The 24,114-nt window shown below is 69.6% G+C and carries 24 protein-coding genes; 17 read left to right on the top strand and 7 right to left on the bottom strand.

Annotated features, from left to right (window positions below; translation table 11 throughout):
- Nucleotides 1–3 precede the first annotated feature (3 nt).
- A complete protein-coding gene (locus ACIBF5_RS04185) occupies nt 4–504 on the bottom strand; it encodes a cation:proton antiporter regulatory subunit (protein WP_396807915.1) in 501 nt (166 codons plus the stop codon).
- A gap of 180 nt (nt 505–684) precedes the next feature.
- Between ACIBF5_RS04185 and clpB the strand changes: the two genes are divergently transcribed.
- The 14 genes from clpB (at nt 685) to ACIBF5_RS04255 (ending at nt 13,185) form a co-directional block, all read left to right on the top strand.
- Nucleotides 685–3,276, top strand: a complete 2,592-nt coding sequence (clpB, locus tag ACIBF5_RS04190; RefSeq protein ID WP_396807916.1) for an ATP-dependent chaperone ClpB — start codon at nt 685–687, stop codon at nt 3,274–3,276.
- Between the two features lie 95 nt (nt 3,277–3,371).
- Nucleotides 3,372–3,749: a hypothetical protein gene (locus ACIBF5_RS04195; protein WP_396807918.1), complete on the top strand. Its 378-nt coding sequence runs from the start codon at nt 3,372–3,374 to the stop codon at nt 3,747–3,749.
- A gap of 84 nt (nt 3,750–3,833) precedes the next feature.
- Nucleotides 3,834–4,754, top strand: a complete 921-nt coding sequence (locus ACIBF5_RS04200; RefSeq protein ID WP_396807920.1) for a hypothetical protein — start codon at nt 3,834–3,836, stop codon at nt 4,752–4,754.
- A gap of 110 nt (nt 4,755–4,864) precedes the next feature.
- Complete coding sequence (locus tag ACIBF5_RS04205) at nt 4,865–5,530, top strand: DUF4178 domain-containing protein (RefSeq protein WP_396807922.1); 666 nt, start codon at nt 4,865–4,867, stop codon at nt 5,528–5,530.
- 2 nt (nt 5,531–5,532) lie between these two features.
- On the top strand, nt 5,533–6,078 hold the full coding sequence (locus ACIBF5_RS04210) for a DUF2617 family protein (RefSeq protein WP_396807924.1): 546 nt from the start codon (nt 5,533–5,535) through the stop codon (nt 6,076–6,078).
- Complete coding sequence (locus tag ACIBF5_RS04215; protein ID WP_396807926.1) at nt 6,075–6,500, top strand: DUF4247 domain-containing protein; 426 nt, start codon at nt 6,075–6,077, stop codon at nt 6,498–6,500. The genes ACIBF5_RS04210 and ACIBF5_RS04215 overlap by 4 nt, the downstream gene beginning before the upstream one ends.
- Nucleotides 6,501–6,539: 39 nt before the next feature.
- Nucleotides 6,540–6,965, top strand: a complete 426-nt coding sequence (locus ACIBF5_RS04220; protein WP_396807928.1) for a DUF350 domain-containing protein — start codon at nt 6,540–6,542, stop codon at nt 6,963–6,965.
- Complete coding sequence (locus tag ACIBF5_RS04225) at nt 6,965–7,837, top strand: hypothetical protein (RefSeq protein ID WP_396807930.1); 873 nt, start codon at nt 6,965–6,967, stop codon at nt 7,835–7,837. Before ACIBF5_RS04220 ends, ACIBF5_RS04225 begins: the two co-directional genes overlap by 1 nt.
- A gap of 14 nt (nt 7,838–7,851) precedes the next feature.
- A complete protein-coding gene (locus ACIBF5_RS04230) occupies nt 7,852–9,465 on the top strand; it encodes a polyamine aminopropyltransferase (protein ID WP_396808282.1) in 1,614 nt (537 codons plus the stop codon).
- Nucleotides 9,466–9,595: 130 nt separating this feature from the next.
- The gene (locus tag ACIBF5_RS04235) at nt 9,596–10,411 is read left to right on the top strand and encodes a hypothetical protein (RefSeq protein ID WP_396807932.1); all 816 of its coding nucleotides are present in this window, start codon (nt 9,596–9,598) and stop codon (nt 10,409–10,411) included.
- Nucleotides 10,412–10,535: 124 nt separating this feature from the next.
- Nucleotides 10,536–11,189, top strand: coding sequence for a hypothetical protein (locus ACIBF5_RS04240; RefSeq protein ID WP_396807934.1), 654 nt, complete (start codon nt 10,536–10,538; stop codon nt 11,187–11,189).
- A 19-nt stretch (nt 11,190–11,208) separates the two neighbouring features.
- The gene (locus ACIBF5_RS04245; RefSeq protein ID WP_396808284.1) at nt 11,209–12,021 is read left to right on the top strand and encodes an SDR family NAD(P)-dependent oxidoreductase; all 813 of its coding nucleotides are present in this window, start codon (nt 11,209–11,211) and stop codon (nt 12,019–12,021) included.
- Between the two features lie 189 nt (nt 12,022–12,210).
- Nucleotides 12,211–12,750 (top strand): orotate phosphoribosyltransferase, encoded by a 540-nt coding sequence (gene pyrE / locus ACIBF5_RS04250; protein ID WP_396807936.1) that lies wholly within the window; start codon nt 12,211–12,213, stop codon nt 12,748–12,750.
- Nucleotides 12,751–12,807: 57 nt separating this feature from the next.
- Nucleotides 12,808–13,185, top strand: a complete 378-nt coding sequence (locus ACIBF5_RS04255; protein WP_091081602.1) for a helix-turn-helix transcriptional regulator — start codon at nt 12,808–12,810, stop codon at nt 13,183–13,185.
- Nucleotides 13,186–13,532: 347 nt separating this feature from the next.
- Here the strand turns inward: ACIBF5_RS04255 and ACIBF5_RS04260 are convergent, their stop codons facing one another.
- From ACIBF5_RS04260 to ACIBF5_RS04280, 5 genes are all read right to left on the bottom strand, one after another.
- Nucleotides 13,533–14,243 carry a DedA family protein gene (locus ACIBF5_RS04260; RefSeq protein WP_396807938.1) on the bottom strand — a complete coding sequence of 237 codons (711 nt, stop codon included), beginning with the start codon at nt 14,241–14,243 and terminating at the stop codon, nt 13,533–13,535.
- 182 nt (nt 14,244–14,425) lie between these two features.
- Nucleotides 14,426–16,963 carry a polynucleotide kinase-phosphatase gene (locus ACIBF5_RS04265; protein ID WP_396807940.1) on the bottom strand — a complete coding sequence of 846 codons (2,538 nt, stop codon included), beginning with the start codon at nt 16,961–16,963 and terminating at the stop codon, nt 14,426–14,428.
- Nucleotides 16,964–17,045: 82 nt separating this feature from the next.
- Entirely contained in the window at nt 17,046–18,512 is a 1,467-nt protein-coding gene (locus ACIBF5_RS04270; RefSeq protein ID WP_396807942.1) for a 3' terminal RNA ribose 2'-O-methyltransferase Hen1, read from the bottom strand.
- 92 nt (nt 18,513–18,604) lie between these two features.
- The gene (locus ACIBF5_RS04275) at nt 18,605–19,939 is read right to left on the bottom strand and encodes a hypothetical protein (RefSeq protein ID WP_396807943.1); all 1,335 of its coding nucleotides are present in this window, start codon (nt 19,937–19,939) and stop codon (nt 18,605–18,607) included.
- Nucleotides 19,936–20,463 (bottom strand): SigE family RNA polymerase sigma factor, encoded by a 528-nt coding sequence (locus ACIBF5_RS04280; RefSeq protein ID WP_396807945.1) that lies wholly within the window; start codon nt 20,461–20,463, stop codon nt 19,936–19,938. The genes ACIBF5_RS04275 and ACIBF5_RS04280 overlap by 4 nt, the downstream gene beginning before the upstream one ends.
- A gap of 423 nt (nt 20,464–20,886) precedes the next feature.
- Between ACIBF5_RS04280 and ACIBF5_RS04285 the strand changes: the two genes are divergently transcribed.
- Entirely contained in the window at nt 20,887–21,996 is a 1,110-nt protein-coding gene (locus ACIBF5_RS04285; RefSeq protein ID WP_396807947.1) for an LCP family protein, read from the top strand.
- Between the two features lie 30 nt (nt 21,997–22,026).
- Here ACIBF5_RS04285 and ACIBF5_RS04290 read toward each other — a convergent pair whose 3' ends face one another.
- On the bottom strand, nt 22,027–22,275 hold the full coding sequence (locus ACIBF5_RS04290) for a hypothetical protein (RefSeq protein ID WP_396807949.1): 249 nt from the start codon (nt 22,273–22,275) through the stop codon (nt 22,027–22,029).
- A 203-nt stretch (nt 22,276–22,478) separates the two neighbouring features.
- On the opposite strand from ACIBF5_RS04290, the gene ACIBF5_RS04295 reads away from it, so the two are divergent.
- Together ACIBF5_RS04295 and fbaA are read left to right on the top strand one after the other, a co-directional pair.
- Complete coding sequence (locus ACIBF5_RS04295) at nt 22,479–22,862, top strand: phage holin family protein (protein ID WP_396807951.1); 384 nt, start codon at nt 22,479–22,481, stop codon at nt 22,860–22,862.
- A gap of 174 nt (nt 22,863–23,036) precedes the next feature.
- Nucleotides 23,037–24,065: a class II fructose-bisphosphate aldolase gene (fbaA, locus tag ACIBF5_RS04300; RefSeq protein WP_396807953.1), complete on the top strand. Its 1,029-nt coding sequence runs from the start codon at nt 23,037–23,039 to the stop codon at nt 24,063–24,065.
- The last annotated feature ends 49 nt before the right edge of the window (nt 24,066–24,114 follow it).

Raw genomic sequence — 24,114 nt, forward strand, 5'->3', positions numbered from 1 at the left:
CGCTCAGCCGTCCGGATCGCCGTCGGCGAGGATCGCGGTGACGCCGTCGAGGCCCTTGCGGGTCCCGACCACGACCACCACGTCGCCGGCTTCGAAGCGGAACGAGGGGTCCGGGGAGGCGATGACCTCACGCTCGCGCAGCACTGCCACGATCGAGGCGCTGGTCCGGGTGCGAGCCTTGGTGTCGCCCAGTCGACGCCCGACAAACGGTGACCCCGCCGGAATGGAGATTTGCTCGGTGAGCAGGCCGGCGGCCTGCTGCCGCAGTCCGGAGAGCTGACCCAGCATCAGCGAGGCGCCGAGGATGTCGGCCAGTGCCTCCGCCTCGTCGTCGGTCAGCGGGATGTCCGCGGTGCAGGCATCGGGGTCGTCCCGGTCGTAGAAGACCAGGTCACGTCGGCCATTGCGGTGGGTGACCACACCTAACCGGCGGCCGGACGTGGTCACCATGTCGTGACGCACGCCGATCCCGGGGAGGGCGGTCTGTTCTACGCGTACTCGCACGGGCGCAACGGTACCGTGTGCCGGCTCACGCTGCCCGAGGAGCATCGGCGTGCTGATCAGGGGCGGTGTCGGTCCGGTGGTACGGCATGAGAAGTGATCGGCGTCACAGCGTAGAGTTGAGCGGAATAGACTCAACTCTGGTTGTGTCGTCACCAGTGGACACGCCGATCAGGGGAGCCCATGAACGCCGAACGCCTCACCACGAAGAGCCGCGAAGTCATCACCGGAGCGGTGGCCATCGCCAACCAGCGCGGACACGCAACCGTCGAACCGTGGCACCTGCTGTTGTCACTGCTGGACACCGGTGGTTCCACCGCCGGTGGCCTGCTGCGCGCCGTCGGCGCCAACGCGGTGGAGATCCGCCGGGCGGCAGCCCGGGCGGTGGAGAACCTGCCCGCCGCGCGCGGTGCCAGCGTCGCCGAACCCAGTCTCTCCCGCGAGTTCGCCAACGCGATCGGTGCGGCCGAGCAGATCGCCCGACCCCTGGGCGACGAATACACCTCCACCGAACACCTGCTCGCCGGCCTGGCCCGGGTGGGTGGGGTGGTGGCACAGGCCCTCAAGACCGCCGGTGCCACCGAGGAGGACCTGGTCGCGGCCTTCCCCGCCGTACGCGGCGGCGACCGCCGGGTGACCAGCGCCGACCCGGAGCAGACCTACCAGGCCCTGGAGAAGTACGGCGTCGACCTGACCGCCAGCGCCCGCGCCGGCAAGATCGACCCGGTGATCGGGCGCGACTCGGAGATCCGTCGGGTGATCCAGGTGCTCTCCCGGCGTACCAAGAACAACCCGGTCCTGATCGGTGAACCCGGGGTCGGCAAGACCGCGATCGTCGAGGGACTGGCCCAGCGCATCGTCGCCGGTGACGTACCGGAGTCGTTGCGGAACAAGAAGCTGGTCTCGCTCGACCTGGGCGCGATGGTCGCCGGGGCGCAGTACCGGGGGCAGTTCGAGGAACGCCTCAAGTCGGTGCTGGAGGAGATCAAGGGCTCCGACGGCCAGGTGATCACCTTCCTCGACGAGCTGCACACCGTGGTCGGCGCCGGTAAGGGCGAGGGCTCGATGGACGCGGGCAACATGCTCAAGCCGATGCTCGCCCGGGGCGAACTGCGCATGGTCGGCGCCACCACCCTGGACGAATACCGCGAGCACATCGAGAAGGACCCGGCACTGGAGCGGCGGTTCCAGCCGGTGCTGGTCGGCGAGCCGACCGTCGAGGACACCATCGGCATCCTCCGTGGGCTCAAGGAGCGCTACGAGGTGCACCACGGCGTACGGATCACCGACGCCGCACTGGTCGCCGCCGCCACCCTCTCCGACCGGTACATCACCGAACGCTTTCTGCCGGACAAGGCGATCGATCTGGTCGACGAGTCCGCCTCCCGGCTCCGGATGGAGATCGACTCCCGTCCGGTCGAGGTGGACGAGATCGAGCGGGCGGTACGGCGGCTGGAGATCGAGGAGATGGCGCTGGCCAAGGAGCCGGACGCCGCCTCGGCCGAGCGCCTGACGCGGCTGCGCAAGGAACTGGCCGACAAGCGCGAGCAGCTCACCGCGCTCAGCGACCGGTGGCGGCAGGAGAAGGAGCACATCACCCGCCTCTCCACCGCGAAGGAGGAACTGGAACGACTCGGTGGCGAGGCCGAACGGGCCGAACGCGACGGTGAGTTGGAGCGCGCCGCCGAGCTGCGGTACGGCCGCATCCCCACCATGCAGGGCGAACTGGCCAAGGCGGAGGCCGAACTCGCCGTCGTCCAGGCCACCGGGGCGATGCTCAAGGAGGAGGTCGGCGCCGACGACATCGCCGCCGTGGTCGCTTCCTGGACCGGCATTCCGGCCGGGCGGCTCCTCGAAGGCGAGACGGCCAAGCTGCTGCGGATGGAGGACTCACTCGGTGCCCGGGTGGTCGGACAGCCCCAAGCGGTCGCCGCCGTCGCCGACGCGGTCCGTCGGGCCCGCGCCGGCGTCGCCGACCCAGACCGGCCCACCGGCAGCTTCCTCTTCCTCGGCCCCACCGGGGTCGGCAAGACGGAGTTGGGCAAGGCCCTGGCCGAGTTCCTCTTCGACGACGAGCGGGCCATGGTACGCATCGACATGAGCGAGTACGCCGAGAAGCACTCGGTGGCCCGGTTGGTCGGTGCCCCGCCCGGCTACGTCGGGTACGAGGAGGGCGGTCAGCTCACCGAGGCGGTGCGCCGCCGGCCGTACTCGGTGGTGTTGCTGGACGAGGTGGAGAAGGCCCACCCGGACGTCTTCGACGTGCTGCTCCAGGTGCTCGACGACGGCCGCCTCACCGACGGGCAGGGGCGTACGGTCGACTTCCGCAACGCGATCCTGATCCTCACCTCCAACCTCGGCTCGGGGCAGATCACCGACCTGACCCTCTCCGAGGAGCAGCGTCGCGACGCGGTGCTCGCGATGGTCCGTACCCATTTCAAGCCGGAATTCCTCAACCGGCTCGACGACATCGTGGTCTTCGCGGCCCTGACCGGCGCCGACCTGAGGTCCATCGTGGATATTCAGCTCGACCGGCTGCGTCGGCGGCTGGCCGACCGGCGGCTCGCCCTGGTCGTCAGCGACCCGGCCCGCGACTGGCTGGCCGACCACGGGTACGACCCGATCTACGGCGCCCGCCCGCTGCGTCGACTCGTCCAGTCGGCGATCGGCGACCGGCTCGCCCGGTCCCTGCTCGCCGGCGACATCCGCGACGGCGACGTGGTCCGGGTCGACCTGGCCGAGAGCAAGGACGCGTTGGCGGTCTCCGCAGGCTGACCAGCCAGGATCCCGGTGGTTGCACCGTCGCACAGGGCGGTGGGCAACCACCGGGATTCGGGTTCGTAAGGCCCCGATTGGGGCACAATCGGAACATGGCCCAGTCGACGGAACCCAGCGACGCCATCGCCGAGGCGGTGCACGAACTCCGCGTCGCCGAGGTGGTGGCCTTCGGCGGGGTGGGATTCGCCGGCCAGGTCCTGCCCCCGACGGAGGCGTACCACGCTCTGGAGGTGGCGCTGCCCAGCAAGGTGGACGAGGTGCGCTCGCAGATCTCCTGGCTGCTCGCGAACGGTTCGGCCGCCGGCAAGGTGTACGCGGCGAGCCTGCTCAACCGCTTCGACCCGGCCGCGGCCCGTGCCGCCTGGGAGTCGCTCACCGAGGAGTCGGCCGAGTTCACCACCTGCACCGGCTGCCTGATGAACCGGACCACCCTTGGCGAATACGCCACCGCACAGCTCCACCACCCCTGATCCTTACGCGTCGATCCGTACGGCGGCACCGACTGGCTGATCGCGTACTGTCGCCGGTTGCTCCTGATCACTAACCTCACGGCGGTGAGCGACGCATCGACGTGCCCGCCTGCCGGACCGCCACCGCCGGGTTTCCTTCCGTTCCCCGCCGTCCCCTTGGCCGGACGCCCGTCCGGGGTGACCGTCGCGGGCTGGCTGCTCCTGGCGGCCGGTGCGGCGCTGCTGGTCGACATCGCGCTCCAGGTGGGGTACGCGATCTCGTACGACAACCGGATCGAGCGGATCGCCGCGCTGACCGACGCCGTACCGGAGGAGGTGACCGGCGAGCGGATGGGCAACCTCGTGACGACGCTGATCCCCTGTGCGGTGGTGCTGCTGCTGGTGGTCTGGCTGGCGGTCTGCGTACCACCGTTGCTGCGGGGACGGAACGTGGCCCGGATCTTCGCCCTGATCCCGGTCGGCCTGATGCTGCTCTGCTGTTCCGGCCAGGGTGCGGTGGCGGCGATTCTCCCGCTGTTCCTCTTCGGTGGACTGGCGGATCCGATGTTCGGCGTGCCACCCGCAGACCCGGACTTTCCGGCTGACCCCGATTTTCCGGCTGACCCGGACTCTCCGGCTGGCCCGGACTTTGGCGAATCCGAGTTCTACGACCAGCTCTACAGCGACCAGGATCCGATCTGGGACACGATTGCGCTCGTCTCCCCGGTGCTGGTTCTGCTCGCCGTGGCGCTGGCCGTCGGCGCGGCGGTGCTGCTGTTGCTGCCATCGGCGAACCGTTACTTCTCCGCCCGCCAGCACTTTCCGACGTACTGGCCCGGCTACGGCTATCCGCCACCCGTGGGCTACGCGCCGATGGGATACGGGATGCCGGGCTACCCGACACCGGGCTTGGGACATGTGCCGGCAGGGTTTCCGCCGCCGGGTTACCCGCCGCCCGGGGCTTCTTCCACACCGGAGAGGACGGACGGGTCACCGGGCGACCCGCCCACACCGGCAGCCGGGTGAGTACCGGGTGAGATCACGATGAACGGCTGCTGGTCGGCTCGACCGAGCTATGGCGCGTGCGCGCGGTTGTTACCGTCGGCGCCCGCAGCAGTTCGAGAGAGGCGGGTTCGGTGAACGGGGCGACGGCGTACCTGGTGGCGGCGATCGGGTGCGTGATCGCGGTGGCCGGCGTGGTGGTGGCGGTGCTCGCCCTGCGGTCCCGACGGAAACAGGCCGCCCACCCTGCCGAGCGTGATCCGTTCCGTGTGGCCGACGACGACGCCGACGCGCTGCGCGGCGACCCCCGCCAACTGCGGCCGGGCGACGTGGTGGAGATCAGGGGCACGTCGTACGGCGTACGTGGGACCCTGCGCTTCACAGAGGGGAGCTGGGGCTGGAGCGAGCACCTGCTCGACGACGCGCGCGGTGCGAAGCTCTGGCTCTCGGTCGAGGAGGACCCCGACCTGGAACTGGTCTTCTGGACGACGCTTCCGAACCCGGACGAGCAGTTGCTGCCGGGCACGACCCGGATCGAGTACGACGGCCAGCACTACACCCTCGACGAGTCGGGCGAGGCCAGCTACACCGCCGTCGGCACCACCGGACTCAAGCCCAGCGGCACGGTGCTGTATCACGACTACCTGGACGGTGGCGGTGTCCGCCTCTCGTTCAGCGCCTACGGCGGCGACGCGGACTGGGAGATGTCCCGGGGCGAGTTGCTCACCCGCGCCGAGGTGCTGATCTACCGGCAGGCGCCGGCCGGGCCCGATGGGAAGCCGACCGGGCGGGCCGGCTGAGCATGCTCGTCACCCTCGACACCCCCTACGCGGACACCACCGCCGCCGAGTTGAGCCTCGCACTGGGTTCACCGGAGTTGCCGGCGCTGCACGTGCTCGACCTGGCCCACCCGGACCGCGCCGGCGTACGGCTGCTGCTGCGCCTGCTCGGCGCCTCGCACCAGGTGGTGCTCCGGTGCGACGGGGACGCGGTGACACCGACGCTCGTCGAGACGGTTGCCTGCCTGCCCGGTCGGCGCCCCGAACTGCCGGCGGTGCTGGCCGACCCGGCGACCGGTTACCGGTTCACCGCCCGGGTGCTGCGACTCGACCCGGCGATGATGTCGGCCCGTACGGCCGCGCTGCGGCGGGAACTCGCCGAGGACCCGTACGCGCTGATCGGGGTCTTCCCCGGCGGACCGGAGGCGATCACCGCGTTGCGGCTGCACCGCTCCGGTATCCCCACGGGGCGCCCGACCGGACCGGGCGAGATCGGTTGGCGCACCTGGCACGCGTACCCGCAGAGCGGCGAACTGGTCGAGACCGAGACGGTGGTGGGGGCGGCATGACGTACCGCAGATGGTTCTTCGTCGGAACGGCGTTCGCGCTGCTCGGCGCGGTGCTCGCCGGTTTCGCGATGTTCTACGGCAGCTTCTCTCCGCGTGGCTACGTCGAGGACCACTACTCCCGTACGGCGGCCCGTGACATCGCGTCGCAGGCCACGGCGTACCGCTCCGACAAGCCACCGAGTGAGGTGGCCGAGGAGGTCACCAGCGCCTGGAAGCCGGCTGACCAGTACGTCGACGGCAGCGGGGTCTACCTGCGCTACGACGACGACTCGGTGGTGATCCTGCCGCTGGCCGGCGGCTCGCTGATCCTGCTCGAAGGGCTCCGGACCGCCTACCCGCGCTACCACGGCACCGTCGGCAACGCCTGGGGCTGGGGGCGGGGCGTGACCGTACGCGGCGGTGGCCCGGGTGCCGGCAAGTAGACCCGCGTACCAGATCTCTCCTCACCCCTTGGGAGCCTCATGTTGACGACCCTCGCCACCGATCTGGTGGCCACCCTCGCCTACGGCGTCGTCGGTGTGGTGCTGATGGGCATCGGTTACCTCCTGGTGGACATGGCCACGCCCGGCCGGCTGCACGAGCTGATCTGGGCCGACCGCAACCGCAACGCGGCGCTGCTGCTCACCTCGAACCTGGCCGGGGTCGGCATCATCGTGACGACGGCCATCGTCGCCAGCGACGACGATCTCGTCGCCGGGCTGGTCGGCAGCGCCGCGTACGGCCTGGTCGGGTTGGTCATCATGGCCGGCGCGTTCCTCCTGCTCGACCTGGTCACCCCGGGGCGGCTGGGGGAGATCCTGGTCGACCCGGAACCCCACCCGGCGGTCTGGGTCTCCGCAGTGGTGCACGTCGCCACGGGGGCCGTTATCGCCGCCGCGATCAGCTGATGGCGGTCGAGTCAGGGCCGGGCCCGGATCAGTCGCCCGAAGGGCGCACGGGCACGACGGCGAAACGGGGCGTCGACCGACGCGGGGGCGGCACCGGTCGCCTCGCCCGGGACAGACAGGCCGCCCGTCGGGCCAAGGTCGTCGCCTTCTGGGCGGTGGGGTTACTGGTCAGCGCCATCGTGATCGTCTTCGTTGTCGCGACATGGCCCGGTGGCGACGGTGGCGGGGGTACGGCCGTACCCCCGCCCGAAGCGGCCGAGCGGGCGGACACCGTCGTGCTGCTCGACGACGCCTACCGGGCACAGGGGGTCTGCTACGGCTGGGACCTCCAGGGTGGACTGCTGCCGAGAGTGAGCGTGGGTTCGAGCCTCGGCGACGGCGTCGACGTGGAGAGCGATCCGGCGCGTTGCCGGCGCTGGGTGAAGGTCGTCGCCGACGTCACCTACACCTCGGAGAGCAGCGAGAGCAACGACCACGCCTCCTTCTGGGTGACCAGTTCGGGCGACTTTCCGGGCATCGACTTCGAGACCGGGCTGACCCACCTGGGGCTGTCGCCCGACACCTTCGTCGACGACCCCGGTTGGGCCGTCTGTCGGGCCGCCGTCTTCCTCCCGCTGCTGGTCGCGGAGGCGGGAGCGGCACCGGCCGTACCGGCGCGGACGGAGCCGACAGCGGCGCCGGCACTGACGCCGCTCCCCGATCCGGGCAACGACTTCTGGCGTGACCGCTGGGGATACCTCATCGGTGCCGGTGGCCTCTTCGGGATCACCGTGATCCTGCTGACCGTCGGCTGGTTCGAACGCCGGCACCAGGTGCCGGCGGCCCGCGCCGCCGCTGCCCGCGCCGAGCGACGATCGGTGCCGAAGCCATGACCGGCGCCGAGGCCATGACCGGCACCGTAGGCACGACCGGCGAAGGCACGACCGAAGCCACCGCCGCCGCGACGGCGTCGCCGACCCGGTGGCGGGCCGCTCGTACGGCGGTGCTCGCGGCGGTCTTCGTCTGCGCCGCCTGCGGCCTGGTCTACGAGCTGGCGCTGGTGGCGTTCGGCAGTTACCTGATCGGCGACACGGTCGGGCAGGCGTCGATCGTGCTCGGCGTGATGGTCTTCGCCATGGGGGTCGGCGCGCTCGCCGCGAAGCCGTTGCAGTCCCGGGCCGCCGTGGCGTTCGCCGCCGTCGAACTGGCCCTCGCCCTCTTCGGTGGGCTCTCGGTGCTCGGCCTCTACGCGGCGTTCGCCTGGCTCGACCTCTACGCCCCGGCCCTGGTCGCCACCGCCCTCCTACTCGGACTGCTGATCGGGGCGGAGATTCCGCTGCTGATGGTGCTGCTGCAACGGATTCGGGCGCAGGCGGCCGGGAGTGCGGTGGCGGACCTCTTCGCCGCCGACTACGTCGGTGCGCTCCTCGGTGGTCTGGCCTTCCCGTTCCTGCTGATGCCGGTCTTCGGTCAGCTCCGGGGAGTGCTCGTGGTCGGGGTGGTGAACGCGCTTGCCGGGCTCGCGCTGGTCTTCACCGTCTTCCGGCGCGAGTTGAGTCGTCGGGCCCGGGTAGGGCTCACCGCCGGGTCCGTGGTGGTCGGGCTCATCCTCGGGTACGCGTACCTGACCGCGTACGACTTCGAGGTGACCGCCCGGCAACAGCTCTTCCGGGACCCGGTGGTGCACGCCGAACGCAGCGCGTACCAGGAGATCGTGCTCACCCGGTCGGTTCCGCTCGTCTCGCAGGGCGTCACCGACCTGCGGCTCTATCTCAACGGTGACCTCCAGTTCAGCTCGGTCGACGAGTACCGCTATCACGAGGCGCTGGTGCACCCGGTGCTGAGCGGTGCCCGTCGCTCGGTGCTGGTCCTCGGTGGTGGTGACGGGCTGGCCGTACGGGAACTGCTCCGTTATCCCGACGTCGGGTCGGTGACCGTGGTCGAACTCGATCCGGCGGTGATCCGGCTGGCCCGGACCGAGCCGCAGCTCCGTACGCTCAACCACGACTCGTTCGACGACCCACGGGTACGGATGGTCAACACCGACGCGTTCCAGTGGTTGCGTACGGAGCGGGAGCGGTTCGACGCGATCGTCGTCGACCTGCCCGACCCGGACGAGACCGCGACCGCGAAGCTCTACTCGATCGAGTTCTACGCGCTGGTGCGCGCCGTGCTGGCCGACGACGGTCGGGTGGTGGTGCAGGCGGGCTCGCCCTACTTCGCGCCGAAGTCGTACTGGTGTATCGAGGCGTCGATCCGGGCCGCCGGGTTCGCCACCACGCCGTACCACGTGGACGTCCCCTCCTTCGGCGACTGGGGTTTTGTCCTCGCGTCGGCAGGCCCGGTCGCGCCGAGGCTGGGGCTGGCGGCCGACGTGCCGCCGTTGCGGTTCCTCGACGCGGAGACCCTGCGGTTGGCCGCGAACTTCCCCCGCGACCGGCGCCGACAGGAGCTGCCGCCCTCCACGCTGCTCCACCCCCGGGTGCTGGAGTACGCCCGCGCGGAGTGGCGCAGCTACTGAACGCCGTACACGTCCCGTCTGTCGTCGAAGCGGGCCGCCACCTGCGCGTGGCGGCGGCGACACGCCGGTTTGGTCGGCAGGGCTGGCAGGGTACGGATACCGTGAGCCTCGATCTGAAGGAAGGAGCGCCGTGTCTGATCTGAATCCATCGGCCGCGCCGGTGGCTCGGCCGCGTCCGAGCACTGTCACCATCGCCGGTTACCTGCTCTACCTGGTCGCCGGTTTGCAAGTGGTCCAGTTGGTGCTGTCGTTGTCGGTGTTGGACACCTTCAACGACGTCTTCGACGAGGCGTACGCGGGCACCGACATGGCGGACGCGGGGGCGGCGGCCGGCACGGCCGGCCTGATCGGTGGCGCGGTGGTGGGTCTGGTCGTCGCCGCCGGTCTGGTCGTGCTCGCGTTGCTGAACAACCGGGGCAAGAATCCGGCCCGGATCGTGACCTGGGTGCTCGGCGGGCTCTTCTTCTGCTGCTCCGTCGCCGGCCTCGGGCTGACCGCGGCCGGTAACGCGCTCGCTCCGTCGTCGACCGACACCAACGCCCCGGACCAGGCCGAGATCCAGCGCCTGCTCGACGAGCGCCTACCCGGTTGGTACAACCCGCTGACCCTGACGCTGAGCGTGATCACGATCCTCGCCCTGCTGACGGCGCTGATCCTGCTGGCCCTGCCGCCGTCGAACGAGTTCTTCCGGAAGCAGCAGCCGGTCTGGGAGCCGCCCGTGCCCGGCGCCGCGTACCCGGCGTACCCGCAGGCGGGTTACCCGCAGTCCGGTCCGCCACAGCAGTACGGTCCGCCGCCGACGTACCCGACGCCGGGTGACCCCGCCCAGCAGTACGGCCCGCCGCCGGGTGAGGCGACACCGCCGCCGCCGGCACCGCCGAGCGGTAACCCGGACGACGAGCCGGGATCGTCCTCGCCACCGCGCTCCGGTCCGCCGACGAGCTGACCGATCGATCCGGCCGGCGAATCGTCGAATCGTCCGACCGTCGATGGCGCTTTTCCTGGATCCCCCCGAGTAGGTTGCATTCCGACGCCTACTCGGGGGGATCTTCGTGTCGGACCCTGTGCACATGTGGCCCGCTGGTGTGGTTCCGCCGTCGGCTGGTTGGCCCGCGCCGATCGCTCCCGTGCCGCCGGCCCGTCGCCCGGTCGCGGTCGTGCTCGCCGCCGCGCTGCTCGTTCTGATGGCGGTCGGTGGCCTGGTGCACGCGTTGGTCGGGTTGGCCACGGTCGGCGGAACCGTGGACCGGTTCCGGACCGCCACGGCGCAGGTCGGCGGTGACCGGTCGGAGGTGGACACGCTGATCTCGCTGGTGCGGATCGGTGCGGGGATCGGTACGGCGGTGGCCGTCGTGGCGGCGGCCGTACTGGGTGGGTTGGCCGTGGGCAACCTGCGCGGCGCGAACGGGGTCCGGATCGCCACCTGGGTGGTCTGTGGGCTGGGGCTGCTCGCCGGCTGTTGTGTGCTGGCGGTCCAGGTCGCACAGTGGTCCGTGCCGTTGAGCACCGGCGGGGACGGGCAACTTTCGGCGGCGGTGGCTGGGGCGCTCGGTGACGCGTACCCGTCGTGGTGGGTTCCGTTGACGGTGGGGCTTTCGATCACCCAGGCAGTGGGTTACTTTGTAGTAGCAACGCTGCTGGTGCTTCCCGCGGCGAACGCCTATTTCCGTGGGCGGACGTCGGTTACGGGGCAGTCGCCGGTACCCCCGCCGCCGAACTGGTAAGGACCCGCCAGTGCCAGCCGTGCCCGCCCAGCCTCGTACCGGTCCGGGGTGGGCCCTGGTGACGGGGGCGACCGCGGGCATCGGTGCCGCCTTCGCCCGGCGGCTCGCGGCCGACGGACAGCACCTGGTGTTGGTTGCCCGGGATGCGCGGCGGCTGACCGAGACCGCGGCTGAACTCGTTGAGCGGCACGGAGTCTCGGTACGCACGGTTCCGGCCGACCTCAGCACCGATGCCGGCTGCGAGGTTGTGGAGCGGCGACTCGCCGATGTGGTCGAACCGATTGAATTTTTGGTGAACAATGCCGGCATCAGCCTGGCCCGGTCGTTCCTGAAGTCGACGGTGGAGGACGAGGCCCGTTTGTTACGGCTGAATGTCCACGCTGTGATGCGGTTGACCCAAGCGGTACTGCCGGGGATGACCGAACGCCGGAGGGGGGCAGTGATAAATGTCTCTTCCGTTGCCGGCTTCGGAGCGGTAATGCCGGGCTCGACCTACTCGGCGAGCAAGGCGTGGGTGACCAATTTCAGTGAGTCGGTGGGACAGGCGACCCGTCGCTTCGGTGTTCGCGTGATGGTGCTCTGCCCCGGCTACGTCCGGACCGAGTTCCACCAACGAGCCGGCATCAACACCTCGAAGATGCCCGACTGGCTCTGGCTCTCGGCCGATGATGTGGTCGCGGAAGGCTTGCGTGACCTGCGAAAAGGCAAGCTCGTCTCCGTTCCGGACTGGAAATACAAGGCGGCCGTCTTCGGTTTACGGCACGCACCGCGCGGACTGCTGCATACCGTCGCCGGCGACACCCGCGGCCGAATCGGTCGAGACGAACGTTGATCTTGTTGATGGGACCCGGTCCCGTCGGTGGTACGGCCACTGTCATCGGGGTGTCGGATGCCCCCGCTCAAGGCCGAATACGCAGCGTAGTCGAGCACCGTCATTCTTGACGATCATTACCGACCGGAAACCTTTGACTGGTCGGGTCCACCCAACAGCCCTCAGACTTGAGCAGTACCCTTGGGCGCCATGGGGGACCACGACGACCTGCGTAAATCCATTTCTGACCTGGCCGTAGTACACGGCCGGGTCGTGCTGTCATCGGGTCGCGAGGCGGACTGGTACGTGGACCTGCGTCGCGTGACACTCCATCACGCGGCGGCACCGTTGGTGGGTCGGGTAATGCTCGACCTGACTGCGGACTGGGACTTCGACGCGGTCGGCGGCCTGACCCTGGGTGCCGACCCGGTTGCCGTGTCGATGCTGCACGCCGCCTCGGCGGCGGGGCGTCGGTTGGACGCCTTTGTGGTGCGCAAGGCCGAGAAGACACATGGTCTGCAGCGTCGAATCGAGGGCCCAGAGGTGGCTGGTCGTCGGGTGCTGGCGGTGGAGGATACTTCGACGACGGGCGGCAGCGTGCTGACCGCGGTCGAGGCGTTGCAAGAGGCTGGGGCCGAGGTTGTAGGCGTTGCGGTTATTGTTGATCGAGGCGCAGGCGACGCCGTTCGAGCGGCCGGACTGCCATACCGAGCGGCCTATACGTTGCCTGACCTCGGCCTAGTGGCCTAAAAGTTTGACGATTCGGATCTGCTGATATGCAGGCGGGTCGATGCTGCTGGTGGAAGGATGGAAAACGTGGGAACTGCGTTGGCTGAAATGACTATGCCTCAGATCTCGCCGCTTGCCGGCGAGCCGATCGAACGTGCCGACGCCGAGCGACTTGCGGGGGTCCTCAAGGCCCTCGCCGACCCCGCCCGGCTTCGGCTGCTCAGCCTGATCCAGTCGGCGCCGGAGGGCGAGGCGTGCGTGTGTGACCTCACCGCACCCCTCGGTCTCTCCCAGCCGACGGTCAGTCACCACCTGCGTATCCTCACCGAGGCCGGCTTGCTGGAGCGGGAGAAGCGCGGCGTGTGGGCGTACTACCGGCTGGTGCCGTCGGCGATCGCGACGATCGCCGACCTGTTGACTCCGCCCCGTAAGCGAGCCACCAAGAAGGCTCGCTGATTCAGCGAGTGGCCCGTCTGGTGCCCGCCCTCGTCCGGGTGGCGCCAGGCGGTCCGACGGCTGTTTCGTGTGGGGATCGACAGGACGGATCCGCGTCGGTGGATGACGGCCTTTTCGAGTGAGCGCGTACGCGACTCACCCGGACCGGCCGTCATGTGGTGTGCCCGAAGCCCATGGCGGGCTTCAATGGCAACCACTCGCTATGACCACCGGGCGGTGATTCGTGCTGGGTTACTTACCTACCTCGGCCGGCACCCATGTTTCATGGGGCCGGCCGGAGGTGTGTAACGAGCCATTCGGTACGCGTTCGTAAATGGAGAATCAGTCCAGATTGGTAACCGGCTATCTCAGTACGGCCGGTGCTGCTGGCTCTCCCGGGCGGCCTCGTCCAACGCCGCCTGCTCGGCCGGCGTCGTGCCCCGGCGGGCCGCCATCCGCGCCCGCAGCAGTTCGATCGCGATCGGCACCACCGAGAGCACCACGATCGCGATCAGAATGATCTCGATGTTCGCCTTGACGAAGTCGATCTGGCCGAGGAAGAAGCCGAGCAGGGTCACTCCGGTTCCCCAGAGCGTGCCGCCGATCACGTTGTAGATCACGAAGGTGCGGTAGTTCATCTTGCTCACCCCGGCGACGATCGGGGTGAAGGTCCGCACGATCGGCACAAACCGAGCCAGCACGATCGAACGGGCACCGTACTTGTCGAAGAACTCGTGTGCCTTGAGCAGGTTCTCCTGCTTGAACAGCCGGGAGTTCGGGCGGCGGAACAGCGCCGGCCCGACCCGCCTCCCGAAGAGGTAGCCCACCTGGTCACCCACGATCGCCGCGATCGTGATCAGCAGGCAGACCAGCCAGATCGGGTAGGTGATGTACTGCCCGTCCGAGGTGAGCAGGCCGGTGGTGAACAGCAGCGAGTCACCCGGCAGGAAGAACCCGATCAGAAGCCCGGACTCGGCGAAGACGATGGCCAGGATGCCCAGCAACCCGAAGGTGGAAATCAGCCACTCCGGGTCGAGGAACTCGGGGCCCATGGCCAGCGTGGTGGTGGGCGTCGGCACGGGGTGACCTCCGAAGGTTGCCGGTCTGGCAGCGACTTACCGCACGGCGGCGGACATTCCGAGCAGAGTACGACCCCTCCACCGCCGGTGACGGGCACCCCCGCAGTCTAGGCGGCGGCGGTCGGCCCCCGCCCGCCGACGTCGCTGGCGGCGCAGATGGGCCGACCACCGTACGGCCGCTGTCAGAGCCGCGGGTCCACCGGCTCGGATTCGCAGGCCAGGATGGCGAAAACCAGCTCATGCCGCCGCCACAGCGGGGCACCCTCCGCCAACCGGTCCAACGCAGCCAGCCCCAGACCGTGTTCACGCAGCGCCAGGCCCCGCTTCCGCCCGAGTGACCGGTTTCGGAGCTGCGCCAACTGCTCCGGCTCGGTGTACTCCGGGCCGTAGATGATGCGCAGGTACTCCCGACCCCGGCACTTGATCCCGGGCTGGAGCAGCCGCCTCCGCCCGTCGGTCGCCGCCGGCCCGGCGTACGGCTTCACCACCATGCCCTCGCCACCGTCCGAGGTCAGCGCCAGCCACCAGTCGGTCGCCTCCGCGACCGCCGCCTCGTCCGCCAGGTCGACCACCCGGTGCCGGGTCCGGGTGAAGAACTCCGGGTCGGCGTCGTGCAGCCGGTCGGCCAACGCCAGGTGCCAACCGTGGTCCCGGCCGGTGTGGGTCGTACCCGCGCTGGCAAGCAGCACGAACGGGGCGAGCGTCACCCCGTCGAGCCCGTCCGACGGGCGTACGTAGGCCCGGTAGGCGTCGGTGTACCGGTCCAGGTCCCCCTGACGCCGGGCGATCCGGGTGCGCAACTCGTCCACCGGCACCCCCCGACCGGCGGCCTGGTCCAGCGCGGAGAGCACCGCAGGCAGGGCCGCCCGACCTGCCGCGCCGACGCTGGCGTACTGCTCGCGGATCAGGCCGCTCGCCTTCGCCGACCAGGGCAGCAGTTCGGTGTCGAGAAGCAGCCAGTCGGTCCCGAGTTCCGCCCAGAGGCCGGCGCGGGTGGCTGCCGCCCGTACCCGGGCCAGCAGGGCCGCGTCCAACGGCGCACCGAAGAAGGGCCGACCGGTACGGGTGTACACCGCCCCGCCGACGGGGCCGAAGCGGTCGTCCTCGGCACGTTCACAGACGAGCACCACCGCGCGGGAGCCCATGTGCTTCTCCTCGCAGACCACCCGGTCGACACCGGCGGACCGGAAATCGGCGAACGCCTGCGTCGGGTGCTCCAGGAAACCGTCGACCGTCGACGTCGAGCAGGGCGCCATGGTCGGCGGCAGCCAGGGCAGGGCCCGGGGGTCGACCGCGAACCGGCTCATCACCTCCAGCGCGGCGGCAGCCTGCTCGGCGTCCACGGTCAGGGTGCCGTACCCGTAGTCGAGGTGCCGACGTCCGGTGACGTCACCCAGGTCGAGCGCCTCACCGGGGCGCTCGGGTCCGTCGGCGCCGACGGGGACCAGAGGGCGGGCCGGGGCGTAGTACTCCTTCGCCGCTGGTACGGAGACGAGGTCCCGCTCCGGGTAGCGCAGTGCGGTCAGGGTGCCACCGAAGACGCAACCGGTGTCGATGCAGATCGTGTTGTTGATCCACTCGGGGGTGGGGGTCGGCGTGTGCCCGTAGACCACCATGGCCGAGCCCCGGTAGTCGCGGGCCCACGGGTAGCGCACCGGGAGGCCGTACTCGTCGGTCTCGCCGGTGGTCTCGCCGAATAGCGCGAACGCGCGTACCCGCCCCGACGCGCGGCCCTGGTACTCCTCCTTCAGACCGGCGTGGGCGACCACCAGCCGACCACCGTCGAGCACGTAGTGGCTGACCAGGCCGTCGATGAAGGTGGACGCCTCGGCGACGAACGCCGCATCCTCCTGTTCGAGCTGGGCCAGTGTCTCGGCCAACCCGTGGGTGACCTGCACGTTGCGCCCGCGCAGCTTGCGCAGCAGCTTCTGCTCGTGGTTGCCCGGCACACAGATCGCGTGACCGGCGGCGACCATGCCCATCACCAGGCGGAGCACACCGGGACTGTCCGGGCCACGGTCCACCAGGTCACCGACGAAGACAGCGGTACGCCCGTCCGGGTGCGTGGCGTCGACCGGTCGCCCGTCCGGGTCCCGGTGCAGCGTCCAGCCGAGCCGGGTCAGCAGCGCCTCAAGTTCGGCCCGGCACCCGTGTACGTCGCCGACGATGTCGAACGGTCCGGTCAGCTCCTTGCGGTCGTTGAAGAGCCGCTCGTACCGGATCGTCGCGGCGTCGATCTCCTCGACCCCGCGCAGGACGTGCACCTTCCGGAACCCCTCCCGGGCCAACTGTCCCACCGAGCGGCGCAGGTCCCGGTGCATCCGGCCGAGCACCTGCCGCCCGAACGTCCGATCGGCCCGTGCCTGGGTACGTTCCCAGCAGAGGGGTTCGGGTGCGTCGAGCACGACCGCGACCGGCAGCACGTCGTGTTCGCGGGCCACCCGGACCAGCCCGGCGCGGGCGTGCGACTGGAGGTTCGTCGCGTCCACCACGGTCAACCGGCCGGCCCGCAGTCGCTTGCCCGCCACGTAGTGCAGTACGTCGAACGCCTCGGCGGAGGCGGACTGGTCGTTCTCGTCGTCGGCCACCATCGCCCGGAACGCGTCCGAGGAGAGCACCTGGGTCGGCGCGAAGTGCCGGCGGGCGAACGTTGACTTGCCTGATCCGGAGATGCCGACCAGCGCGACCAGCGCCAGTTCGGGGATGTCGATGGTGCTCACACGTTTTTCCTTCGGTGTAAGGAAGGGCCCCTTGTTATCGCTTTCGGTATAGGAAGGGGCCCTTCCTAACGAATGGGAGGCGCTAGAGGGCGGGGACGGGGCGGGTGAAGACGGCGAGCTGGGTGGGGGCACCGACCTCGGGATCGTCGTCGCCGACGCCGCTGATCGCCGCGGTGTAGCCGTACCCGGACGCGACCCGCTCGACCCAGTCGGCGAACTCGCCCCGGGACCACTCGAACCGGTGGTCGTGGTGCCGCATCGCACCGGCCCCCAACCCCTCGTAGCGGACGTTGTACTCCGCGTTCGGCGTCGTCACCAGCACTGTCGCCGGCTGGGCGTGACCGAAGACCGCCTCCTCCAGCGCCGGCAGACGCGGCGGGTCGAGATGCTCGACCACCTCCATCAGCACCGCGGCGTCGTACCCGCGCAGCCGGTCGTCGCGGTACGTCAGCGCGGACTGCCACAGCTTGATCCGGTTCCGCTGGCGCTCTGGCAGGCGGTCCAACCGGAGCCGCCGCTGCGCCATCTCCAGTGCCCGGTGCGACACGTCGGTTCCGACGATCTCGGTGTACCGCCGGTCCCGGATCAGGTCCGACAACAGGGCGCCGGCACCGCAGCCCAGGTCGAGGACCCGGGTCGCGCCGGTCTCGGCGAGCGCCGCCAGTACGGCCGCGCGGCGCCGTACCGCCAGGGACTGGCGTCGGGCACCGACCGGCAGATGCGCCTCCTCGTCCGCGCCCTGTTCCCCGGTCGTGTCGACAGTGTCCGGTTCGGCCGCGTCGTCGGCCAGCCGGATCTCGGCCAGCCGGGCCAGGGCGGCACCGGCCAGTGCCCGCCGATGGGCCAGGTAGCGGCGAGTGATCAGCCCCCGCTCCGGATGCTGACCGAGCCAGCCCTCACCGGCCCGGAGCAACTTGTCGATCTCGTCCGGCGCCACCCAGTAGTGCTTGGCGTCGTCGAGGACGGGAAGCAGGACGTAAAGGTGGTTGAGCGCGTCCGCCAGGCGGAGCGTGCCGCGCAGGGTGAGGGCGACGTACCGGCTGTCGCCCCAATCGGGCCGGGTCTCGTCGAGCGGGATCGCGGCGGCGGTCACCGCCCAGCCCAGCGGGGCGAAAAGCTGCTCGGCCAGCGCGGCACCGCCCCGGCAACGCAACACCGGCACACTGATCTCCAGCGGGATCGCCGTCGCCGCCAACTCGGGACGGTCCTTCGAACTGCCGCGCAGCGCGGACCCGAAGACCTTGGCAAGGGCGGAGGAGAGCAGACTCGAAGCGGCGTACGGGCGGTCGTTGACGTACTGCCCGAGGGTGAATCCGTCGGGGGTGGCGCCGGCACCCCGGCCACGGCCCCTGCCCCGCCCGGCGGTCAGCCGCAGCGGGTCGACGTCGAGCAGCAGTACGGCGGTGCAGCGGGTCTCGTCGGCCTGTGGATAGAAGACGTGTGCCGTGCCCGTCGGTACGTCGAACGAGTGCTGCCGGTCGGGGTGCTTGACCAGCAGGTAGCCCAGGTCGGTGGCGGGCCGGTGGGTGGTGGTGACGGTGAGTAGCACGTGGAAAGGATCTCAGCCGGAGTAGTGTCGCGTCGCCCGATTTCCGCCTGGCCGGCCCAGGTGAGCACCTTGACCGGCCAGGCGTCGATCGCCTACCGGATGGCCTTCAGGTCGAGCAGGTAGGTGCCACCCTTCCCGTCGGACCACTGCACCACCCCGCCCTTGGCGTACGGCAGGGACCGGAACGAGGCGGCCTTCGGACTCGGGCTCGGTCCAGACGGGTCCTGCGGCGGGTATTCGATGGTGGTCCTGACGGTCGCGGCCTTTCCACTGAACCGGTCCCAGATGTATGGCAACCTGAGTCCACCGATCGCGACCGTACCCGTCGCGAAACGACCGTCGAGGGCTGGCGACATCGATCCTCCGATGCTGCCAGGATGGTTGCCCTGGTCCCCGAGGGTTCGGATGCCACCTCCGTCGAGCCGCTGCACCGCGCTGCCCTGCCCAGCCTTGTTCCCCAGACAGAGCACTGGGTCACACTGGACGGAGTCGAAGGTCGGGCTCTTTGCCCAGGTCCGGCGTTCCCCGGTGACCAGGTTCCAGAGCTCACCCGTGGGAGGCTCGCCGTTGACCGGGGTCTGCCGGGTGTGGGTGTCCACCCAGGTTGAGAGTCCACTCAGGTAGAACGCCTCGGATCCGGGAACCAGGGCCGCCTCACCACCCGCGACCGGGATTCGGTAGATGCCGCCCGGAGTGCTGCCGGCCGGACTCTGCCGCCAGTAGATGCTCTCGTCAGCCAGGTCGATATGCGGGGTGGCGTTGCTGAGGACATGCAGTAGGCGCGGCGGGGTTACGCCGTCGAGCTGCGCCGCCCAGAGTTCGTGCGACAGGTTTCGGCTGGCCAGCCATACCGCGTCGTCTCCGACCACGAATACCCCGCTGAGGGAGTGAAAGGTGACCGGACCGGTGGCCGTTGACGGATAGCCGAGTCCGCGTACGGTGCCGGCCCGTACGTCGAAGACGGCGGGGCTGGTCGCGGCGCGGATCTGGGCGACGACGTCGGATTGGCCTAAGATTGCGGCGTATTGCGTGGTGTCCACCAGGTAGCGATCCCGGTCCAGGATCGCCAGCACGGTGTACTGGTCGCCGTTGGGCAACTTGCCGGGCAGCTTGCGGACCGCCCGGGGCCAGACCTGCTCCGGTGACTTGAGCGTGGCGAAGTCCGGCAGCTCGCCCGACCAGGTGGTGGCCACGGTGATCGGGTCGTCCGGCTCTGGCCGGGGGCCGGCGTCGGTGAGACGGACCGTGGTCAGGCCGCCGACCACGATCAGGGCCACCGCGCAGGCCGAGGCGACAACAGCCCTCCGCTGCCGGCGTCGCCGCTGGCGCCGTCGGATCTCGGGTACGAAGTCCGTCTCGGTTGGTGCCGTGGTCAGCGCGGCGGTTTCCAGGACACGAGCGAGGTGATTCTCCAGTTGGTCGGTCATCGTCCGCTCCCCGCCGTCGTCTCCTGCCGCGCCGCGCCTTCCGGTTGCCAGTTCATCCGTAACTTGGCCAGCCCACGCAGGGCTTGACTGCGCACCGTTCCCCGGGTCACGCCGAGCCGTTCGGCGATTTCCTCGTCGGTACGGTGCTCGTAGTAGCGCAGGACCAGGACGGCCCGTTGGCGCCGTGGCAACGCGGCCAACGCCTGCCACAGCCCACCGTCACCGTCGACGTGCGCGAATCCCGGCTCGGTGTGCGCCTGGTCCGGCACGTCACCGGCGAGTCGCTCGCGCCGCCGCAGCCGCCACCAACTGATGTGCAGCCGGGCCATGGTGGTGCGTACGTACCCCTCGGGGTCGTCCTTCCGGCGTAGCCGGGACCAGGACGAGCCGAGCCGGGCCAACGCCTCCTGGGTCAGGTCCGCGGCGTCGTGCCGGTTGCCGGTCAGTACGTACCCGTAGCGCATCAAGGCCGTCGACCGGGCCCGTACGAACTCCTCGAAGCCATGACCATCCGTACTCTCCATGCCCACCTCCTCTGGCCAGGGACGTTGACGGGTGCCGAACTGTTGCACGGGTCGTCCCGCGAATACGTACGCCCGTCGGCGCTCGGCCCCGGTGGCCGCCTTACCGCCACTGCGGCGGACGAGTGTGGCGTGCACTTGTGGCCGTACCACCCGCGCGCGGTTTTCTGACCGAACGGATGATCACTAGAGTCTTCTCGTACTTATCCACGAAGTTGCCGGAAATCTGCATCCCTTTCCCGGGGCTGGGTCGTCTTTACTATTGCAGGCAATGCGACAGGGATTCGGACGGTGACGATGCGGTCTCGCAGCGACAAACGCGGCGACTCGGGTGTGGGTGGCGTATCGGGAACGGAGGATGCGGTCACGAAGAGTAAGCGCCGGGGTCGCGCTGGTCGGCGTCGTGCTCCTCTCTGGACCAAGCTGATGGTCGTCGCCGGGAGCCTGCTCATCGTGACGAGCGGGGGCGCCTACGCGGTTACCCGGGTGGCGATCGACAAGGCGACCTCGAACATCACCCAGACCACCCTGCTCGCGGACGACGCCCGTGCGCCGAGAAGGACCAGCGCGCCCAGTGGCAAGAAGATCGACGGGGCGCTCAACCTGCTGCTGGCTGGCATCGATGTCCGGCCGGGGTGGGATGCCGGCGCCCGGGCCGACACGATCATGATCGTGCATATACCGGCAACGCACGACCAGGCGTATCTGATCTCGATTCCACGGGACTGGCGGGTGCCGATTCCGGCCAATCCCGAGACGGACTATCCGGGTGGCACCGACAAGATCAACGCTGCGTTCGAATTCGGTTACCGGGGCGAGGGCACGGAACTCGAGAAGCGGGCGCGGGGTTTCAAATTGCTCGCCAAGACCCTGCACGCCCAGACCGGTCTCACCTTCAACGGGGCCGCGCTGATCGACTTCCAGGGCTTCCAGTCGGTCATTCGAGAGCTGGGCGGTGTCGACATGTGCGTCGACCAGCGTGCGTCCTCGATCCACCTGGCCTACGACCGTGACGGCAAGATCGTGCCGATCAAGTTCGACGAAGCCAGCCACCGGGTCTTCGACGTGCCACCGGGCGGAAAGGTCGTCGTGCACGAACTCGGCTGCCGGTCGATGTCGGCGGAACTCGCGCTTGACTACGCCCGGATCCGGTACGGCCTGCCGAAGACCGACTACGACCGCCAGCGCCACCAGCAGCAACTCATCCGTGCGATCGTCACCAAGGCGACGAGTGCCGGCGTGGTCACCGACCTCGGCAAGGTCAACCGGGTTGTCGCCGCCGCCGGCAAGGCGTTCATCCTCGACACCCAGGGGGTGCCGATCGTGGACTTCCTCTTCACTCTCAAGGGCGTCGCCGCGAACGACATGGTCGTACTCAAGACGAACCAGGGCAATTTCGCCGAAGTCAAGATCAACGGTGTTTCGTACCAGCGGTTGACCGAGGAGTCACTGGACATGCTGCACGCGGCCCGCGACGGAGAACTGCCGAGCTTCGTGGTCGCCCACCCCGAAATGGTCGCGCCGAAGAACGGCTGAACCGGGCGCGCGTCGTCGCGGCACGGGCGGCTACCGGTAGTCGTCCTCCGGACCGATGATCCGGGCCTGCTCCAACGCGTCCCACTCACCCACCTCGAGCCCCCGGGGCAGTTCCCCGGCGTCGGTCGCCGAAGCGGCGCCCGCGTCGGTCGGATCAGCGGTCGCCGACTGCTCGACGGCGTCCTCGGCGGACGCCTCCGGATCGCGCTCCTCCGGGTCGAGATGGTCGCCGGGGGCGAACTCCTCGCCGAGGACAAAATCATCGTCGGGCTGGGTCATCGTCGCCTCCTCCGGTCCGCGGTGCGCTTCCCACCGTACGGGTTGGCCCGCCGGTCCGCCGGGTACGTGCCGGCAAACAGAACGCCGACACCCCCCCCGTCCGCCGGCGGACCCGCCACCCACCCGGCGGGCAGGTGGCGCCGACCGACCCCAGTCGACCGGTTTGGTGCCCCGACGGCCGGTGACGGTGACACCATGGGCCGGTGGGCTACCTGATCCGGTTGGTGATCACGGCGGTCGCGCTCTGGGTCACCACGCTTCTGGTGCCGGGGATCGACGTCGCCGGTCGGTCGGCCGGGGAGAACGCGCTGACGCTGCTGGTCGTGGCGGTGATCTTCGGCGTCGTCAACATGGTGCTGAAGCCGATCATCCACGTGGTCGGTTGCGTGTTCTACATACTCACCCTGGGACTGTTCGCGCTGGTCGTGAACGCGTTGCTCTTCCTGCTCACCGACTGGATCGCCGGCGAGTTCGACCTCCCGTTCCACGTGAACGGCTTCGGGGCGGCCTTCTGGGGAGGCATCGTGGTCGCGGTGGTCAGTTGGTTGATCAGCCTGGTCGTACCCGATCGACTTGACCGCCGGTGAGGCGTACCAGACTGGCCCGAGCGCGCTGTCTCGAATCACACGGGTGTCGATCCGGGTCGGTTGTGTCCGGTGGGGTGTTCTGCGGGATACTGCCCGCGAAGGACAGCGCGGTCCGGCGCGTACACGTGAGACAGCGGCCGTAGCGGCCGAAGTGGTTAGTGAGGAGCGTTCGCCATGCCCATTGCTTCCCCCGAGGTCTACGCGGAGATGCTGGACCGCGCCAAGGCGGGCAGGTTCGCTTACCCCGCCATCAACGTGACCTCCTCGCAGACCCTCAATGCCGCGCTGCGCGGATTCGCCGACGCGGAGAGCGACGGGATCATCCAGGTCTCCACCGGTGGCGCCGAATATCTTTCGGGTCCGTCGATCAAGGACATGGTCACCGGATCGGTCGCCTTCGCCCTCTTCGCCACCGAGGTGGCCAAGAAGTACGGCGTCAACATCGCGCTGCACACCGACCACTGCCCGAAGAACAAGCTCGACGGGTTCGTCCGCCCGCTGATGGCGCTCTCCAAGGAGCGGGTGGCGCGTGGCGAGGCCCCGCTCTTCCAGTCGCACATGTGGGACGGTTCCGCCGTACCGGTCGCGGAGAACCTGGAGATCGCCTCCGGGCTGCTGGACGACGCGGCCGCCGCGCACGTCGTACTGGAGATCGAGGTCGGTGTGGTCGGCGGCGAGGAGGACGGGGTCGAGGGCGCGATCGACGACAAGCTCTACACCACCGTCTCGGACGGCCTCCAGATGGTCGAGGCGCTCGGCCTGGGTGAGAAGGGCCGCTACATGGCGGCGCTGACCTTCGGCAACGTGCACGGCGTCTACAAGCCCGGCAACGTGAAGCTGCGCCCGGAGATCCTCAACGAGATCCAGCAGGCCGTCGGCGCGAAGTACGGCAAGGACAAGCCGCTCAGCCTGGTCTTCCACGGCGGCTCCGGCTCGCTGCTGGAGGAGATCCGGGAGGCGCTCGACTACGGCGTGGTGAAGATGAACATCGACACCGACACCCAGTACGCCTTCAGCCGTCCGGTCGCCGACCACATGTTCCGCAACTACGACGGAGTCCTCAAGGTGGACGGCGAGGTCGGCAACAAGAAGATGTACGACCCGCGGGTCTGGGGCAAGCAGGCCGAGGCCGGCCTCGCCCAGCGCGTCGTCGAGGCGTGCGAGCACCTCCGCTCCACCGGCACCACCCTCGCCGGCAAGTAGTCACCGTTCAGCAGGCGCGACGGCCGGTCCCCCTGTGCGGGGACCGGCC

This window comes from Micromonospora sp. NPDC050417 (assembly GCF_044458865.1).
Taxonomy (GTDB): domain Bacteria; phylum Actinomycetota; class Actinomycetes; order Mycobacteriales; family Micromonosporaceae; genus Micromonospora_G.